Annotated in this window: 15 protein-coding genes, 2 tRNA genes, 1 pseudogene and 1 riboswitch; of the genes and pseudogenes, 8 read left to right on the top strand and 10 right to left on the bottom strand. The window is 59.9% G+C overall.

Going from position 1 to position 16347, the window contains the following annotated elements; translation table 11 throughout:
* The first annotated feature begins 192 nt into the window (after positions 1 to 192).
* The 3 genes from MOV76_RS24175 (at position 193) to MOV76_RS24165 (ending at position 2696) form a co-directional block, all read left to right on the top strand.
* Entirely contained in the window at positions 193 to 444 is a 252-nt protein-coding gene (locus tag MOV76_RS24175) for a type II toxin-antitoxin system Phd/YefM family antitoxin (protein WP_003557256.1), read from the top strand.
* Entirely contained in the window at positions 441 to 890 is a 450-nt protein-coding gene (locus MOV76_RS24170) for a type II toxin-antitoxin system VapC family toxin (RefSeq protein WP_182565475.1), read from the top strand. The genes MOV76_RS24175 and MOV76_RS24170 overlap by 4 nt, the downstream gene beginning before the upstream one ends.
* A gap of 219 nt (positions 891 to 1109) precedes the next feature.
* Entirely contained in the window at positions 1110 to 2696 is a 1587-nt protein-coding gene (locus MOV76_RS24165) for a hypothetical protein (RefSeq protein WP_247265447.1), read from the top strand.
* A gap of 18 nt (positions 2697 to 2714) precedes the next feature.
* On the opposite strand, the gene MOV76_RS24160 is transcribed toward MOV76_RS24165, so the two are convergent.
* Together MOV76_RS24160 and MOV76_RS24155 are read right to left on the bottom strand one after the other, a co-directional pair.
* Positions 2715 to 4013 carry a folylpolyglutamate synthase/dihydrofolate synthase family protein gene (locus tag MOV76_RS24160; RefSeq protein ID WP_247265446.1) on the bottom strand — a complete coding sequence of 433 codons (1299 nt, stop codon included), beginning with the start codon at positions 4011 to 4013 and terminating at the stop codon, positions 2715 to 2717.
* A gap of 21 nt (positions 4014 to 4034) precedes the next feature.
* Positions 4035 to 4112, bottom strand: a riboswitch (ZMP/ZTP riboswitch).
* Between the two features lie 257 nt (positions 4113 to 4369).
* A tRNA-Pro gene (locus MOV76_RS24155) sits at positions 4370 to 4446 on the bottom strand.
* A gap of 261 nt (positions 4447 to 4707) precedes the next feature.
* Here MOV76_RS24155 and MOV76_RS24150 point away from each other — a divergent pair.
* Complete coding sequence (locus MOV76_RS24150) at positions 4708 to 5115, top strand: hypothetical protein (protein ID WP_018240983.1); 408 nt, start codon at positions 4708 to 4710, stop codon at positions 5113 to 5115.
* A gap of 507 nt (positions 5116 to 5622) precedes the next feature.
* Here MOV76_RS24150 and MOV76_RS24145 read toward each other — a convergent pair.
* From MOV76_RS24145 to MOV76_RS24135, 3 genes are all read right to left on the bottom strand, one after another.
* Positions 5623 to 9018 carry an acyl-[ACP]--phospholipid O-acyltransferase gene (locus MOV76_RS24145; RefSeq protein ID WP_247265445.1) on the bottom strand — a complete coding sequence of 1132 codons (3396 nt, stop codon included), beginning with the start codon at positions 9016 to 9018 and terminating at the stop codon, positions 5623 to 5625.
* A 93-nt stretch (positions 9019 to 9111) separates the two neighbouring features.
* Positions 9112 to 9393 carry a YiaA/YiaB family inner membrane protein gene (locus MOV76_RS24140; protein ID WP_003557239.1) on the bottom strand — a complete coding sequence of 94 codons (282 nt, stop codon included), beginning with the start codon at positions 9391 to 9393 and terminating at the stop codon, positions 9112 to 9114.
* 49 nt (positions 9394 to 9442) lie between these two features.
* Entirely contained in the window at positions 9443 to 10129 is a 687-nt protein-coding gene (locus MOV76_RS24135) for a PspA/IM30 family protein (RefSeq protein WP_247265444.1), read from the bottom strand.
* Positions 10130 to 10240: 111 nt separating this feature from the next.
* Here MOV76_RS24135 and MOV76_RS24130 point away from each other — a divergent pair, with 111 nt between their 5' ends.
* The 3 genes and pseudogenes from MOV76_RS24130 to MOV76_RS24120 all read left to right on the top strand — a co-directional run.
* Positions 10241 to 10849, top strand: a complete 609-nt coding sequence (locus tag MOV76_RS24130) for a TetR/AcrR family transcriptional regulator (protein WP_247265443.1) — start codon at positions 10241 to 10243, stop codon at positions 10847 to 10849.
* A 488-nt stretch (positions 10850 to 11337) separates the two neighbouring features.
* Positions 11338 to 12117, top strand: coding sequence for an SDR family NAD(P)-dependent oxidoreductase (locus tag MOV76_RS24125; protein ID WP_247265442.1), 780 nt, complete (start codon positions 11338 to 11340; stop codon positions 12115 to 12117).
* Positions 12118 to 12152: 35 nt separating this feature from the next.
* Positions 12153 to 12351: pseudogene (locus MOV76_RS24120) on the top strand (hypothetical protein); the annotation flags it as partial.
* 225 nt (positions 12352 to 12576) lie between these two features.
* On the opposite strand, the gene MOV76_RS24115 reads toward MOV76_RS24120, so the two are convergent.
* From MOV76_RS24115 to MOV76_RS24095, 5 genes are all read right to left on the bottom strand, one after another.
* Positions 12577 to 13575 carry a restriction endonuclease gene (locus MOV76_RS24115; RefSeq protein ID WP_026188295.1) on the bottom strand — a complete coding sequence of 333 codons (999 nt, stop codon included), beginning with the start codon at positions 13573 to 13575 and terminating at the stop codon, positions 12577 to 12579.
* A gap of 171 nt (positions 13576 to 13746) precedes the next feature.
* Positions 13747 to 14436, bottom strand: a complete 690-nt coding sequence (locus MOV76_RS24110) for a hypothetical protein (protein ID WP_247265441.1) — start codon at positions 14434 to 14436, stop codon at positions 13747 to 13749.
* A 135-nt stretch (positions 14437 to 14571) separates the two neighbouring features.
* Positions 14572 to 14991, bottom strand: coding sequence for a hypothetical protein (locus tag MOV76_RS24105; protein ID WP_245315052.1), 420 nt, complete (start codon positions 14989 to 14991; stop codon positions 14572 to 14574).
* A 10-nt stretch (positions 14992 to 15001) separates the two neighbouring features.
* Positions 15002 to 15640, bottom strand: a complete 639-nt coding sequence (locus MOV76_RS24100) for a nucleotidyltransferase domain-containing protein (RefSeq protein ID WP_247265440.1) — start codon at positions 15638 to 15640, stop codon at positions 15002 to 15004.
* A gap of 156 nt (positions 15641 to 15796) precedes the next feature.
* A tRNA-Gln gene (locus tag MOV76_RS24095) sits at positions 15797 to 15870 on the bottom strand.
* 162 nt (positions 15871 to 16032) lie between these two features.
* On the opposite strand from MOV76_RS24095, the gene MOV76_RS24090 reads away from it, so the two are divergent.
* A partial coding sequence (locus MOV76_RS24090; RefSeq protein WP_247265439.1) for an MBL fold metallo-hydrolase occupies positions 16033 to 16347 on the top strand: 315 nt, incomplete at its 3' end.

Raw genomic sequence — 16347 nt, 5'->3', positions numbered from 1 at the left:
ACGATGCACCGTTCCTGTTCAGCCGCGCCTTGGCTATAACTTTCCTGCGGAAAAATTATAACCAGAGGAAGGGTGGGCTTTCGGTCGGTTGATTCTAAAGCGCTGCTGCATCCCTGGAAAACTCCCCTCTTGATTCCGTCGGCGTCAATGTCTATTTTGACCATATATGGTCATTTAAGACAGGAGGCCGCAATGTCGACGATCAGCGTGGCAGAGGCAAAGGCCGGTTTCGCCGGACTGGTGGATGAAGCGGCAAACGGGGAATTCGTGACGATCACGCGACACGGAAAGCCGGCTGCCGTGCTTGTGTCCGTCGAAGCAGCCGAGGCCGCGAAAAGGGCTTTGAAGACGCCACGGCCGAATTTCGGGGATTTCCTGTTGACGTTTCCCGGTGGGGTCGAGCTGGAGCGGAACCCATCGAAAATGCGCGATATTGATCTGTGACCGCCTACCTTCTCGACACGAATATCATTTCGAAGTTCGCGCCGGGCAAGGCGTCGCCGTCCGATCCGGTGCGGGCATGGTTCCGTGAGCAAGGCGAAGCCGATGCTCTCTTTCTGTCGGCTCTAACAGTCGCGGAAATCGAAAAGGGAATGCGGAGCCTTCACCGTCGCGGCGGGATCGAGCGGGCAAAGCGCCTTTCGGCATGGCTGGACTTCATCACCGACAGTTTCGGGGATCGGATCTTGCCGATGGATACCGTTGTCGCGCGGATCGTCGGCGCCCTGGAAGATGCCGCCGAGAGCCAGGGCCGTCATCCCGGCCTTGGCGATCTCATCATCGCAGCGACCGCGCGGGCCTACGACCTCACCGTCATTACGGAAAACTTGCGGCATTTCCAGCCGCTTGACGTCGCTGTCGATCTTCCCGCCGCGTTCCGGTCGGAATGATCCGAAGCATCGCCGATCACGAGCCGCACTTGATGTCGCTCGCCCTGGCTGCCGTCATAAACGCCCGCCGCACCGGCTCGGAAGCACTAGCAGCTTGGCAGCTTTGACCGCCGCACCTGCTGATGGCGCAGCACCTTACGCACCGATCTGAACCTGATCTAAACCCGACCGTCCAAGAGAGATCATGATATGGTTGGAGTCCAATTTGGAGGGGGGGCTATGCTGAAAAATCCCATAATTGGACTGGCGGTTGGCGCGCTGATGGTTTTTGCGACCCACGCCGTAGCGAGCGCCGATCCGCTCCCGAAAGGTTTTGAGCGTCACAAGTTCAACGGATCGGTCAGACCGGAGGTCAAGGACGGCGTGACCCGGTTTGAGATATTCGACCGTCAGTGTTCCAATGTCGACTATGGCGATGGACGCGGCGAAAATGATTGCCGCAATGGCAACGTCCGCTCGACAATTCGCTATACGCGAGACATGAGGGTTGGCGAAAGCGTCGAATACAAGTTTGATTTCCGGCTCGATCCGACCTTTGCCTACAAAGGCTGGCACAACAACTCCGCCAATGGCTTTTATCCCGATGGCTGGGACAGCCATTTGCGCTTGGCGTCCTGGGAAGGACCGGCAATCCACAATTTCATCTACATGCTGAAAGCCGACACGCGCAACGGCGTGAACTTTCTCGCCCGCCAGTGCCAAAAACCGCAAGATTTCGGCAAATGGGCGACATTCTCGCTGAAAATCCGATGGGCAAACGATGAGAGCGGATGGGTTACGGCAAGCTGCGACAACAAGGTGATCTACGCCGCCGAAGGCGAAGCAACCAATCAAGCTCCGCATTGCTGGGAATCGAACGAGTGCGAGCCGCAATCAAACCGCGACCCGAAATCATTCAACTTCATTCTCGGCCCGGTGATGATGGGTTGGGGCGGTGACTGGAAGAGCTATGACCATCATACGTCCCAGTTTGACGTGGTGCAGCCGGACGGTATCGGCATCGATGTCCGCAATGTCAGTGTGACCCGCGGTGTCAGCAATTATTCCGCCGAACAAGCCGCTTTGCTCAAGACGTTGCAGCAGCAACTGAGTGATTTGGGCTGCAAGCCAGGGAATCTCGAGGGCAAGCCTGACAAGGTAACACGGCAAGCCGCGCTCTCCTGCCGCAAGTTCGAGAGCGGTTCGCTTCCCCAAGCGCTCAACCTCACGACGCTGCAAGCCTTCGCTGACGCCTATGCCAAGCCGGAGACCGCAAGTCTGCCGTCAGGCAACGCCGCGGCTGGTACCGAAAACCTTTCGTCCAAACCGAGGACCTATATCAAGCTCGGCGAAATGCTTGCCATGAAGACGGGCAAAGACACCAAGGTGAATTCCAACTTCTTCGGCAAGATCAAAGGCGCCAGGAAGGGACAGAACGAGCTGGACTTCATCATACTGGGTCAGTTCGACTACACTGACAACAGTTTCAGCCAGCTGTCATTTGTTCTGCAAGACAATCTCTCCAAGGCCGAAGTGAATGCGGCGGCCAAATGCGGCTATGGGACGATCCGGTTTCCAGACGGCACAGATCATGTGGAGATCCGTATGAACCATTCAGGAAACACGTTCTCGTCCCCGCCAAGAACCGACTGCCTGATTCAAGCGCTCGGCAAGCGACCGGCATCGCAGGTTCCCTACCTCACCACGGGGTTTGCCGATCTGGCCAAATCAATGGTTTCCGACGGCGGCTGGAAGAAACTCAGGCATGAAGGTTTGAAGATATTTGTCAAACGTGTTGCGGATGGTGAGATCACAGTCGGCGGCTAAGACCGCAGCCGGTCAAGCTCATGCCGCACGGATGATGCCGACGAGATAGAGCGATCCAGTGACGAGAACCCAAGCGCCTGATTCCGTGGCGCCTGCCAGCGCTTCTTGATAGGCTTCGAGCGGGTCTATCATGACGATGCTCAGCAGCCCGAGGGTGTCGGCAATCGTCTTCAGCTGTTCCGGCGAACGCGATCTGGCGCCGACGGTGGTGAAGATGATCGATATATCGTGGCGCGTCATCGTCGACAGCAAGCCTGCTGCGTCCTTGTCGTCCGCGATTGACACGACGGCAATGCAAGGAGCGCGGTATTTTTCTTCTTGCGAGAGGTCACTCAGAACCGCAGCAAGGTTGAAGGGAACATGCGCTCCGTCCAGCACCACGTTGACCTTGGCATTGTCGCCGTGGCTGGTGTTGACGGCGATTTTTTCGAGCCGTCCCGGCAGGCGGGCAGATTCGATCGTTGAGGGATCGAGGAGCTGTTCTCCAAGCGGCTCCGACATCGCGCTTGCGCCCTTTGTCATGACGCCCATTTTCCCGAGCACATCCAGAACCGTGCCCGCCACGGCAACATTCCGCTGCTCGATGGTTGCGTCGGCCGGCACCGTGGGGCGTCGCACGGCACAGCCGAGTTCTGCTGCCCGGGCGGATACGACGGCGCCTGCCTCGTCCGCCTCCGGCAGGAGTGTGACGACCGCAGCGCCGCGCTTTATGATTCCTGCCTTCTCGAAGGCAATGGCCGCGCGGGTTTTGCCGAGGATTTCGGTGTGCTCAAGATCGATATTGGTGATAACGGCGACATCGCTTTGAACGATATTGGTGGAGTCCCACCGCCCCCCAAGTCCGGTTTCGAGAACGGCCCACTCCACCCTTTCCGACCTGAAGATCAGAAAGGCCGAAACCGTCAGAATATCGAACCAGGTCGCTCCCTGCCCGCCCGTCGCCTCCCGCCTTGCGTCTTTGAACGCCGCCAGCGCCGCGCCGAGCGCATCCGCCAGGCGCTCCTCGCCGACCGGGCGGCCATCAATGCTGACCCGCTCGGTGATATGCATGACATGCGGCGAGGCATATCGCCCGACGGAGAACCCCGCCCGCGCAAGACCCGCCTCGATCAGGGCGCAAGTCGAGCCTTTGCCCTTGGAGCCGGCCACATGGACGATACGGAAGCTGTTCTGGGGATCGCCAAGCCGACGAGCGAGATCGCGCATCGGCTCCAAATCGACCCGCATATCGCCGCGCGGCCGGCGTTCCCAATTCGTGAGTTGATCAAGTTCGGCTAGGGAATTCGAAAGCCGTTCACTTTCGATGTGGGACGACATGGGGCACCTTCTCAAACATGATCCAGATGCCCAGGCGAGCGGCCAAACTCCTGCGCTCCCCGGTGGTATCCACCTTCATCGCCAGTCACGCAGGCCTTCGATGCTAGCATAGATGATTCCGAAATCCAGAGCGGCGCTGGTGTGAAGCACAATTGCGGGCATCTGGATGGAGACGCCGCTCAAGACCTGGGATCCTCCCGCCAGCCGCGCCTCGGTTATAACTTTCCTGCAGAAAAATTATAACCAGGGGAAGGATGGGTTTTCGGCCGGTTGAACTCGCTCCGGTGAAATCCCCCGGGGGAATTTCGGCTGAGATCAGCAGAAACGAAAAACCCCGCCGGAGCGGGGTTTCTAGCTGGTCGGAGTGGAGTGATTCGAACACTCGACCCCCACGTCCCGAACGTGGTGCGCTACCAGACTGCGCTACACTCCGTGACCAGCGGCGCTTCTATAGAACAGCCTATCTGGTTGCACAAGCACCAAATTCCAAAAAGCCGGGGGAATTTTTGACGGTGACGTGACAGGTCTGGGGTCACGCGGCGGCAGCAAAAAGCCACACCTCTCGCAAATCGAACGGAAGTGTCAAAGGGGCAATTTTCTTTTGCCAGGTTCCGCGCTAAAGGGCAGACGGGACAGGCGAAACCGCTGCGACGGCGGCTTCGCAGCCACTGCGCTTGAGATCAGGGACGACACGATGAATTTCCGCACCATGACCGCGGCCGGGCTTGCCATTGCGCTTGCCGGATGCACGACCATTCCTTCCGCCGGCAATCCGATCGAGGCCCGCTGGGTGGGCAAATCGGCCGGCATCTTCTTTGCTGCCTACGGCCCGCCGATCAGCGACAGCGAGCAAGGCTCGACCACCATCTATACCTGGCGCGGCGGCTACAAGACCGTGCGCATTCCGGCGAAATATGCCGAAGGCGCCGACGGCAAGCGCGGCAAGCAGATTTCCTCCGCCCGCACCGCCTATCTGCGCTGCCAGGCCGAAATCACCACCAGCTCCGATTACACCATCCGCGACATCCGCACCGTCGCCGACATCCCGGGCGTCGACGGCCCGTCCTATTGCGCAGAGTTTTTGGCGCCCGAACAGAAGTAACGGACGGTTTGTTTGAAATGCGTACAGGCGGCCGGGTGCCGCCTGTTTGTTGACAGACTTCGCTCCTTACTCGGCGTCATCCTCGGCTTTGTGCCGAGGATCTGCTGCACTGGCTGCAGATGCCCGGGACGAGGCTGTGCTATCAGGTTCGCGCCAAGGCTGCCTGTTGCGTCCTGCCCCACCTCTCCTCCGTCATTCCCTTCCACGGGCTTTGCCAGAGGAAGGGAATGACGGAGATTGGGAGTGGCGCTCTCACCAGACTTCGCATCGTCCCGCCAACTCCTCTTTCGTCATGCTCGGGCTTGTCCCGGGCGTCTACTGCCGGTTGATACGTAGCAGATCCTCGGCACAGGGCCGAGGATGACGCCGAGTGGAGAGCGAGGTTGTCGGCAAACTGAGGCGGCCGGGTGCCGCCTGTTTTGTTTTTGCAGGTCATCGTCTTGCTGCCGTTCGACCGGCAGGGATCGAAGCACTTTCAGTCAGGCTAGCGGCTGAAAAACTCGCCGCTCACGCCGCCTCCACCCCCTGCGCCGCCGTTTCCGCCAGCTTCCGCGCCGCGACGAAGTCCACCTTGCCGGAACCGAGCACCGGCACCTTGCCGATATTGACTTCGGCCGGCACCATCATGTCCATGGCGCCCTTGGATTTGGCGAAGGCGAGGAATTCGGCGCGGGTGGCGGTGGGGGCGTCGGTGAGCAGCACCAGGCGTTCGCCCTTCTTGGCGTCGGGCAGCGAGGAGACGACCGAGAGGGCGCCCGGCCAGAGTTCGGCGGCCAGCGTCTCGACGGCGGCGAGCGAGATCATTTCGCCGCCGATCTTGGCGAAGCGTTTGGCGCGGCCGCGGATCTTGACGAAGCCATCCTCGTCGATGGTGACGATGTCGCCGGTATCGTGCCAGCCGTCGATCAGCGGCTCGAGCACGCCGGGCTTTTCGGCGCGGAGGTAACCGGCCATGACATTGGCGCCGCGCACATGCAGCCGGCCGCCCTCCTCGATGCCGGGCACCGGTTCGAGCTTCCATTCCATGCCCGGCAGGATTTTGCCGACGGTGCCCGACTTGTTGTACATCGGCGTGTTGATGGAAATCACCGGTGCTGTCTCGGTGACGCCGTAACCTTCCAGGATGCGCAGGCCGAATTTTTCCATATAGGTCTGGCGGGTCGAGGCCTTCACCGGCTCGGCGCCGGAGAAGATGTAGCGGATCGAGCGGAAATCGTAGGGATGCGCCGTCCTGCTGTAGCCATTGAGGAAGGTATCGGTGCCGAAGATGATCGTGGCGTTGGAGACATAGATCAGTTCCGGCACGATGCGGTAATGCAGCGGCGACGGATAGAAATAGACTGGCACGCCCGATATCAGCGGCAGCACCGTGCCGGCCGTCAGCCCGAAGGAATGGAACACCGGCAGGATGTTGAACACCTTGTCGCCGCTGTGGAAATCGATGCGGGCGGCGGCCTGGGCGGCGTTCGACAGGATGTTGCGGTGGGTGAGCACCACGCCCTTCGGCGTGCCCTCGGAGCCGGAGGTGAAGAGAATGACGGCCGGATCATCCGGTTGGCGTTTGACCAGCGGCCGCGCCTTGCGGAGATAACCCAGGATCTTGTCCTTGAGTGAGATTTCGGCCCTGAGATCATCGAGCCAGACGATCGTCACCTGCTTTTCCATCTCCTCGATCACGGCACCGAGCTTCGCCTGGGTGACGAAGGCGCGCGAGGTCAGCACATGTTTGACTTCGGCGGCCTTGCAGGCGGAGAGGATATTGGCAGCACCGGCGGTGAAGTTCAGCATCGCCGGCACCTTGCCCGCCGTCATGACGCCGAGAAGGGTGGCGGCGGCGCCATTGGCATTCGGCAGCATGACGCCGAGGTTGGTTTCCGGGAAGCGGGCGCGGAATTTGGCGCCGAGCACGGCAGCCCCTGTGAGCAGCTTGCCATAGGTCAGCCGGCCGGTGACCGGATCTTCGACGGCGAGCTTGCCCATGCCGAATTCATGGCCGGCCCGGATGACGCGATCGAGCACGGTCGACGAGGTATCGGCGGTCTGGAACAGCAGGTTCGACATCACCTGATAAAGCGCGGCGCCTGCCGCCGTGCGGCGTTTGCGGCCCTTCAGCTCCGGCGGCACTTCCAGCTTCACCGGCTCGAGAATGGTGACCTTGACCTTGGGGAACAGCCGGCGGCGGATCTTGCCATTATCGAGATAGGAGAGATAGCTCTTCTCCAGCCCGTCGATCTTCACCGGCACGACCATCGAGCCAGTCTTGTCGGCAACCATGGCGGCGCCATCATAGACCTTCATCAGCGTGCCGGTCACCGTCAGGCGGCCCTCGGGGAAGATGCCGATCGGGTTGCCGTCCTGCACCACCTTGATCAGCGAGCGCGTCGCCATCGGCTTTGTCGGGTCGAGCGGCAGGAATTTGCACATCTTCAGGAAGGGGCGCACCCACCAGGCCTGGGCGATCTTGTAATCGACGGCAAAGGTCGGCTCTTCCTCGGTGATGGCGAGCGCGAGCGCGCCATCGAGCAGGCTGACATGGTTGAGGGCGATGATCGGCGCGCGGCCGGCCTTCTTGATATTCTCAAGGCCTTCGACCTCGAGGCGCATGAAGGCGCGGAACAGGATCGAGATGAAATCGCGGAAGGGATTGGTCGGCAGCGTCTTCAGCATCAGCCAGGCGACGGCGAAATTGATGATGCCGAGGCCGATCAGGATCTGCGGAATGGAGGCGCCGAGCGCCTGGACGGCGGCAACGAGGCCGAGGCCGACAGTGATGAACAGCGCCGACAGCACATTGGCGGCGCCGATGACGCGGGCGCGGCGATCTTCATGCGCCCAGGTCTGCAGGGCGGCGAAGGTCGGCACCGCGATGAAGGCGCCTGATATGGCCATGCCGGCGAGATCGATGGCGACACGGATGGTATTTTCACCGGCAAAGAAGGTGCCGATCGTCGTCGCGTGGCTCACCGAAGCCAGGCCCCAGAGGTTCCAGGCGAGATCGAGGCTGAAGAGGCCGAGCAGCGCCGTGCCGACAGGGGCCGGCAGCAGCACGATGCGGCCGGAGGACATCCAGGCGGCAATCGCCGAACCGACGGCGACGGCAATAGCAAAGACGGTGAGATAGGCCGGGACGACGAGCTCGGAGCCGCCGAGCAGCTCGGTGACCATGGTCGGCAGGATTGACAGTACGAAGGCGCCGACCAGCCAGAACCAGCAGTTCATCAGCGCCGAACGCCACAGGCGCTTATCGGCGCGGATTTCCATGACGAGGGTGTAGCTGGAGCGGATGACATTGCGGTCGATCTCCAGATCCGGCGCCTTGGAGCCGGTCGGCGGGATCATCCGGCTGGCCAGCCAGCAAAGCACCGACAGCCCCATCATCATCGTGCCGAAGATCAGCACATTGTCACCGCCGGAGAAGGCGAAGGCGGCGATGATCGTGCCGGCGAGGATGGCGATGAAGGTGCCGCCCTCGATCCAGGCATTGGCCTTCGGCAGGTCGCGGCGTTCGAGATGATCGGGCAGGATGCCGTATTTGATCGGCCCGAACAGCGCCGAGACGACGCCGAAGCCGAACAGCGCCGCCATCAGCACAAAGATGGAAGAGAATGCCAGACCGACGACGGCAAGCCCGGCGATGGCGATCTCGCAGCGTTTCAAAAGCTCGGCAATCTTGGCCTTGTCGTGCTTGTCGGCGAGCTCGCCGCCGAGCGCCGAGAGCAGCAGGAAGGGCACGATGAGGATGACGCCGGCCAGCGTCACCAGGGCGGCCCCCTCGCTCGCCGACATTTTGAAGAGAATGAGGAACACCAGGGTGTTCTTCAGAAAATTGTCGTTGAAGGCCGTGAGGAACTGGGTCCAGAACAGCGGCGCGAATTTCCTTGATGTCATCAGATTGTGTTGCACGGGCTCGTTCCTCTTTCGGCAGGCAGAGAAGGCCACAGAGTTGTTACGCAATAGTTGAGTGCGGTAACAACTCTGCAGTGCGGTTAACGAAGATTAATCTTCATCGTTACGATTGAACTTGACCAGCAGTTTCTCGGTGCGGGCATCCTCGACCTTGCGGATCAGCTTCTCGGATTCGGCATTGTCGCGCAGCGTCTTGGTGATATTCACCGTGGTCTGCACCAGCATCAGGATGCCCATGGCGAGATAGCCTTTGCCCCAGAGATCGAGCGGCATCATGTAGAGGCCAAGCGCCAGCATGAAGGCGGCCGAGCCGAAGGAGATGTAGGAGAAGCTGACCCAGCTTGAGGAATGTTTCTGGAAACTGTCGTTCATATCAGTGGTCCCTATGGTTCGATGGATGAATGGTTGGATGGATGCGATTTCAGGCGGCAGGCGTGATGCGGCTCTTCAGCCGCGCCAGCACATCATCGGCGGATGAGCGCAGCGGCGCCCCGAAGCCGGCATTGGCAAGCTTTTCGATGATGCCGGCCGGGCGGATGGCGCCTTCCATGTCCTTCAGGGCTGCGGCCGTCAGCTCATTCTGGCTCTGGCGCAGGCGAAGCCGGGCCAGGGTCTCCTCGGCATCGTCGAGCGTCGCAAAGCCCGGACCGGCAACGACGACATCGAGCTTCTGCGCCTCCTGCGTGGCGCGCGCCAGCCGCTCACCGCGCTGCAGCTCCTGCAGCCGGGCCTCCGAGGCGCGGACGATCGCCTTCAGCTTGTCGATGGAGCTGGTGAACTGACCTTGCGCCTTCTCGGATGCATCGCGCTCGGCTTCGAGATAGGCGATCGCCTCGGCCGCCTCGCGGGCCAGGGCCTCATTGCCCTTTGCCAAGGCGGCGGAGGCGCGGTTTTCCAGATCGGCGATGCGGGCGACGATCGCTGCATGCTGCACCCTCTCCTGCTCGTTCTGGGCGATGGCGACCGCGACGCTGCGGCGGGCAGACTGGATCGATTGGGCGGCATCGCGGATCTGCTGGGCAAGCAGCGGCACGGCGTTGCGGTCGGCGAAGGCCTGTTCGGCATCATGCGCCCTGCCCCGCAACAAAATGGAAATCAGTTTGAACATTTCCTTCCTCCGGTTTATGAACGTTGTTCACGAGAGGTGTTATGCCAGAATCGTGAACGTCGTTCAAGATAAATTTTGAACGACGTTCAAAAAATCGAAGTGGAATGGTGAATGGCCGGCAGACGAGAAGAAAAACGCGAAGACCTGAAGGCCCGGCTGATCGAGGCGGCGCGCGAGCGGATCGCCCGCGACGGGCTGACGAATCTCCGCGCCCGCGACATCACCCAGGATGCCGGCTGCGCGCTTGGCGGCCTCTACACGGTCTTTTCAGACCTCGCCGAGCTCGTCATCCACGTCAACTCCGCCACGCTGAAGGCGCTGGAGGCCAGACTCACGCTCGCCGAAACCAAGGACAAGCCGCCGACCGACCGGCTGCGCAACCTGGCGCAGGGATATCTCAGCTTCGCCGTCGAGCACCGGAACCTCTGGAAGGCCCTGTTCGACCACTTTCCCCCCGACACCAGCCCGACGCCGCAATGGCATCTCGACGAGCACCTCTTCCTGATGGACGTGATCGCCGAACCGCTGGCCGAACTGCAGCCCGACATGCCGGCGGAAGACCGCGCCATCCGCGCCCGCACACTGTTTGGCGCGGTGCATGGGGTGGTCAGCATCAGCCTGGAAGGCCGCTTCGTCGGCCTGCCGCTGGAGCGGCTGGCGCGGGAGGTGGATGAACTGGTGCAGACGATTGCGGCGGGGGCGGAGCGGCGGCGAGGGTGATAGGGCTGATTTCATTAGTTTAGTGGGGTAGAATTTGGTTGGGACACCACCCCACCCTCCGTCATCCTCGGCCTTGAGCCGAGGATCCATGCCCGCTGCTGATGGATGGAGGTCAGCATGAATGGCTGCCCCTCACCCTAACCTACCGGGGTCGAGCCACTCGTCTCGACCCGGGTACGGGTGGCGGCAGCCGGGTGAGGGGCCGACCTCACAGATCTCTAGCCCGATATGTCTGAAATTCCTGCTCTGTCTTGAGCCGAGGGTTCATGCCGCGCCCAAGCCACCATCCATATTACCGAGCGGGAAAATTCATTAGCCTCAACCCTGCTCCACATCCCGAAATATCCCGATCGGTAAATTCCCATGGATCCTCACCTGGGAGCACGGGAACCCGCCCCTTAACTCCAGCATTGAGCCCCCAACCAAAACCTGCTTGACTCCCCCCACCCCACCCCACCCCACCCCACGCCACCGCGAAAGGAAACCCCATGAGCCGCATCTTCATCACCGGTTCCACCGATGGCCTCGGGCTTGCCGCCGCCCGCACCCTGATGAAGGAAGGCCATGACGTCGTGCTGCATGCCCGCTCCCGGGAGCGGGCCGCCGCCATATCAGAGATTTCCTCTGCCGCACTCGGCCTCGTCATCGGCGATCTCGCCAGCGCCACGGAAACGCAATCGATTGCCGAGCAGGTCAACGCCATCGGCCGCATGGACGCCGTCATCCACAATGCCGGCATCTACCTCGAGCGGAGCCGGGGCGAAACACCTGATGGTCACGCAAAGACGCTGGCGGTGAATGTGCTTGCTCCCTATCTCCTCACCGCCTGGATCACCCGCCCCGACCGCCTGGTCTATCTCACGAGCGGCATGCACCGCAGCGGCAGCAGCGCCCTTGACGATATCGACTGGAAGAAGCGGCCGTGGAACGCCAGCCAGGCCTATTCGGAAAGCAAGCTCTACATCGCCACCCTCGCCGCCGCCCTCGCCCGCCACTGGCCGGATGTTCTGAGCAACGCGGTGGACCCCGGCTGGGTGCCGACGAAGATGGGCGGCGCCGGCGCGCCCGATGATCTGGAGATGGGGCACCTCACCCAGACATGGCTGGCGGTGAGCGATGATGGTGCCGCCAGAGTCAGCGGTGGTTATTGGTATCATCGGCAGCGGCGGGAGGCGGCGGCGGAGGTGGCTGATGCTGGGTTTCAGGATGCGCTCGCGGAAAAGCTTGCCGGACTCACAGGTGTTCGACTGTTTGCAGAGCGCGGGTAAGGTGAGATCGGTTGGTTATCGGGCGCTGCCGCGTTCGAAACTTCTGGAACGCGATACTCGACCACTCCCCGCCGGAAACCAGCCCGACGCCGCAATGGCATCTCGACGAGCACCTCTTCCTCATGGATATGATCGCCGAACCTCTGCCCGAACTGCAGCCCGACATGGCCCCCGAGCCGCGCCATCCGCGCCCGCACGTTGTTCCGGGCGGTGAATGGCGTCGTCAGCATCAGCCGAAGCCGAGGTACGATACTACGCCATGCTGGACCAATTAGCGCTGGCCGCATAACTTAAGCCAAACGGCCTCCGGAGATCCTGGCGCGGTTCAGGATGATTGACCTGATCGCTCGCGTCACCCACGTTTCAGTCGAAACGATGGAGATCGTTGAGGCGATGAAGTCAACGAAGCGAACAGCAAGCCCGACTGACATTGCGGATGGGGAACTGAATCACTAACCGCTATGTCCAAGCCGGCACGAAGATTCGCTTCAGGGGCACGAGTTGCTGAGCCTCAAGGTCAAGCTTCCCGTATTGCTCCAGCAGGCTCTTCACTAAGTCGTCTAGATCCATGAGCGCCAGCGGGATGTTTGCACGCTCCGCTTCATACCGAGCTTCGCGCGTGAAACCGCCGGTGCTCACATACAGACCCTTATCCTGCGGGTGTCGGCCACCTAGGAAGCTTCGAACGTCCGGTGCGCCCATTGTGCCTTTACGATGTTTGACCTCGACTACAATACGAGGCGACTCGAAACCGAACCCGTCCGGAGAGGCAACTATGTCCTTCCCGCGATCTGGCCCTGCGTCCGAGACCCGCGTCTTGTAACCCAGCGAGCGTAACAATCCCGCGACAAGCTCCTGCATGTCGTCCCAGGCGAGTGCGTTGACCTTGTCCTTTATAAACTCATGAGCGCGGCTCTCCATCGATTTGAAGAGATCGTCCTCCGTCGCATCTGTCGTCGCTACCGCCTCTGGTTTCACAGGCTGTCCCGAGACCATCGCCTTCTTGAGCTCTGCGGCAACATCGTTTGATATCCGAAACAGCGTGGAGATTGCACCGAGGCTGTTACGACTTTCAACGGATAGGAGATCCCGACTGACTTCTCCCTGCCAGTGCACAGGCCGAACCTGTGCATCTTCAGGATCGACCAAAGTGTCGTAGCGATAGGGGCCGGCGATCTCGCCGATCATATAAACGCGGCGCGAAGGATTGTAGGTTACGACCATGTCGCCGACATCGATTTCGTTGACAAATCGATGAAGCTGGCCAGCAACCATGGCAACCGACTGTAGCTTAGTCTCCGGCCACGTCGCCGTAACTAGATCGCTAATCGCCTTCCGTGTCTTCACATTCGATAGGTCACCAACTTCGTTCCAGCCAATCGCGACCGCCGATTTCTCTTTGAACGCGTCGAACAGCCGCCCGTCACGCTCAGCGCGCACCATCCAAGATTTGCTCATGCCCCACCCTTCTATTTGAAGCCGAACTTTGCTGAAGAAGCCATGGCGCGCAAGAGCGTGACGCAAAAAGCGGCTATCGACTAACAGAAGCTCACAGGCTGGCGCCGCCGGACGAGATGTCACAGTGTAATTCAGTCAGCGGTGCGGCGACTTAAGGCGTCAAGCCGGATTTCATACGGATATGGCTTGGAGCTCGAAACCAAACTCCTGGCGGGCTTCCTCCACCCAAAACCATCGGTCCTTCAGGGCCACAAGGCGATGAAGCAAGCGATGGCAGTTTGCACAAAGCAAGGCCATGTCTTTGATCGTTACCGCGCGCTCACCGGGAGTAGAGAAAGGCTCCTTGTCGTGATGAGCTTCGAACATGGAGTCGCGCATGTCTTCCGCGATGTGCGAACCGGTCGCTTTGCAAATGTCGCAGGACATGCCCACACGTTTCCGAACTCTGAGAAGATCTCGTCGCAAGCCGGGTTTTCGTTCGCGCAAGAGGTGCACACGTCGCTCCTCTCTGCCTTCAATAAATTGCTTATCTTCTTCGCTTGTGATTGGCGCAACCGCATCGGCAATTTGCCATTGGACCACGATTCGCGTTCCCCACCCTTTTTCAGATGGTACGAAGCCACGCCGAATAATCAGGGAATTGCGAGCTTTGTCATTTAGGTAATTGTATAGAATGTTCGACGGCGAATAGTACTTGCCGCTGCCTTTTCCGCCCCGCCCATATCGCTCAACTAGTTTTGCCCAGGCATGCGGTGCGTTCTGTTCTACGGCGCTTCGAAAGGTTTGGGTTGTAAACGTTCCGCCGAGATAGGGCTGCAGCCCTTCCCATTCATCATCAAGCATTCCGAACAATTCGGCCACCTTCATCCTCCACAGTATTAACCGAACTCAAATTTTGGCAGGTAGTTCGCGGCAACAGAGTGGGCAGCCGCGTTAAGTCCACCAGACCCACGCCCCCTAGGGAAGGCGGAAATAGCGACTGGCGTAGAGTTTAGATCAGCGGCGGGTCATCTCGTTTTCCACCCACTCTGCGTATTCCTTCAACTGCTCGAATAGAGATTCCGCGTCGGATAGCAGCATGAAGCGGCCGCCGTATTGGGCTAAGTCTTTGTTGCCGAGAATGCGAGTTAGCCTGGTCTCCTGAGATTTTGGCAGTCGATTTCCCAATGCGTCTCGCAAAGTCTTGATGACCGCTGCGTGATCGTTTTGATTGATCTTGTTCGCGAACGTTGCCGTGAGTGCATCCGTATAGGCAATTGCCGCGTTGACCACAGTCGCGGCAATCGGATTTCCAAGTGTTCCTGCTTGAGCACTGCTGATTTGCACTTTGGCCGATTCCAGAAATCCCCTGGCGATTATCAAGCGATTTGCACCATGGCGAGCGTCAGAGGGTTTCGAGGGGCCACTTCTGGTCAACGTAATCTCTTCACATCGTTATCGATTCCGGACGAGGTCCAAGTACTACCAGTCCTTCGTTTAGAAACGCTTTCCATAAGGGATCGCCGCTTTGGCGTAATCGTCTCAGGTCAGTGATAGACAGGGTGTTGATCGATGGCGCAAAGGATAACTCCTTTCCTTTTGCTGCTAGAAAATCGATGCTTCGGTTTTGTATCGTTTCGATGTCTGGCGCATCAGCTATGAGCGCCACATCCAAATCGCTTGAGGCGTTGTCTTCCCCCCTCGCGACGCTGCCAAATACCCATGCCGCCACAACCTTGTCCCCGAAGAGGGAGGCGCATTCTTTCACTGCGGCAAGGATATCGGCAAAACGGCTTTCCTCCGTCTCGAACAGGGCTTGCACCGGGGTAGAGAATGGTGAGCCTCGATTGAGACTAAAAAGACGGGCATATCCGGTTCCACTTTCGGTAACGATTTGAAAACTTGTGAGGGTTGCCAGCGAGGCGAGTATGGGAGGGCGGGATATTTTGGTTCTGTTGATGAGATTGCCAACGCTCAATTGCCCGCCGTGAAGCGATAATTCCCGCATCACCCGCACATGCGTTTCGTTCCCCAAAATAGTTGAAAGCGGGAAGCGTAGAGCGCTTTCTGGGTTTGGTCGCGCCATAAAGGCCTCATCATATAGATATCTTTATGATCATAATCATATCTATATATTTGTAAAGATATCAATACAATCCTATGGTCATCTTTATAATGACATAAGAGCGGCCCGGGCCGCTTCATGGGCGCAAATATCAGCAATAAAAGCGTAAAGTTAGCGTGGCTGGGGCGCCTGGATTCGAACCAGGGATGACGGTACCAAAAACCGTTGCCTTACCGCTTGGCGACGCCCCACCAGAGCTTGAGCGGAAACCGCTTGCTCAAATCGACGCCTGATTAGCAAAGCTCTTCGCCTGTCACAATGACTAAGTTTAACCCGGCGCAGATTTATGCGCTGCGTAGCGGCCGCCGTCGTGCTAGGAATTGGCGACGTCATCGACCCGAGATCATTCCTTCATGGACAGTCCCGCATTCGACCTCGCTTTCGAGCCGGCCTATGGGCAAGCCGTGCCGGTTGTTTCAGGGGTCGAGCGGGTTACAGTGAACAATCCCGGCCCTTTCACCTTTTTCGGCACCAACAGCTATATCGTCGGCTCCGCCTCCGTCGCGGTCATCGATCCCGGGCCGGAGGATGAGGCGCATTTTCAGGCGCTGATGGCAGCGCTTGGCGGCCGCGCGGTGACGCATATCTTCGTCAGCCACACGCATCGCGACCACTCACCGTTGGCCCGCCGGCTGCAGGCGGCAACGGGGGCGGTGACGGTGGGCCAG

This window comes from Rhizobium sp. PRIMUS64, from assembly GCF_023006465.1.
In the GTDB taxonomy this organism is placed as follows: domain Bacteria; phylum Pseudomonadota; class Alphaproteobacteria; order Rhizobiales; family Rhizobiaceae; genus Rhizobium; species Rhizobium leguminosarum.
This window is presented reverse-complemented; position numbering and strand designations above follow the sequence as displayed.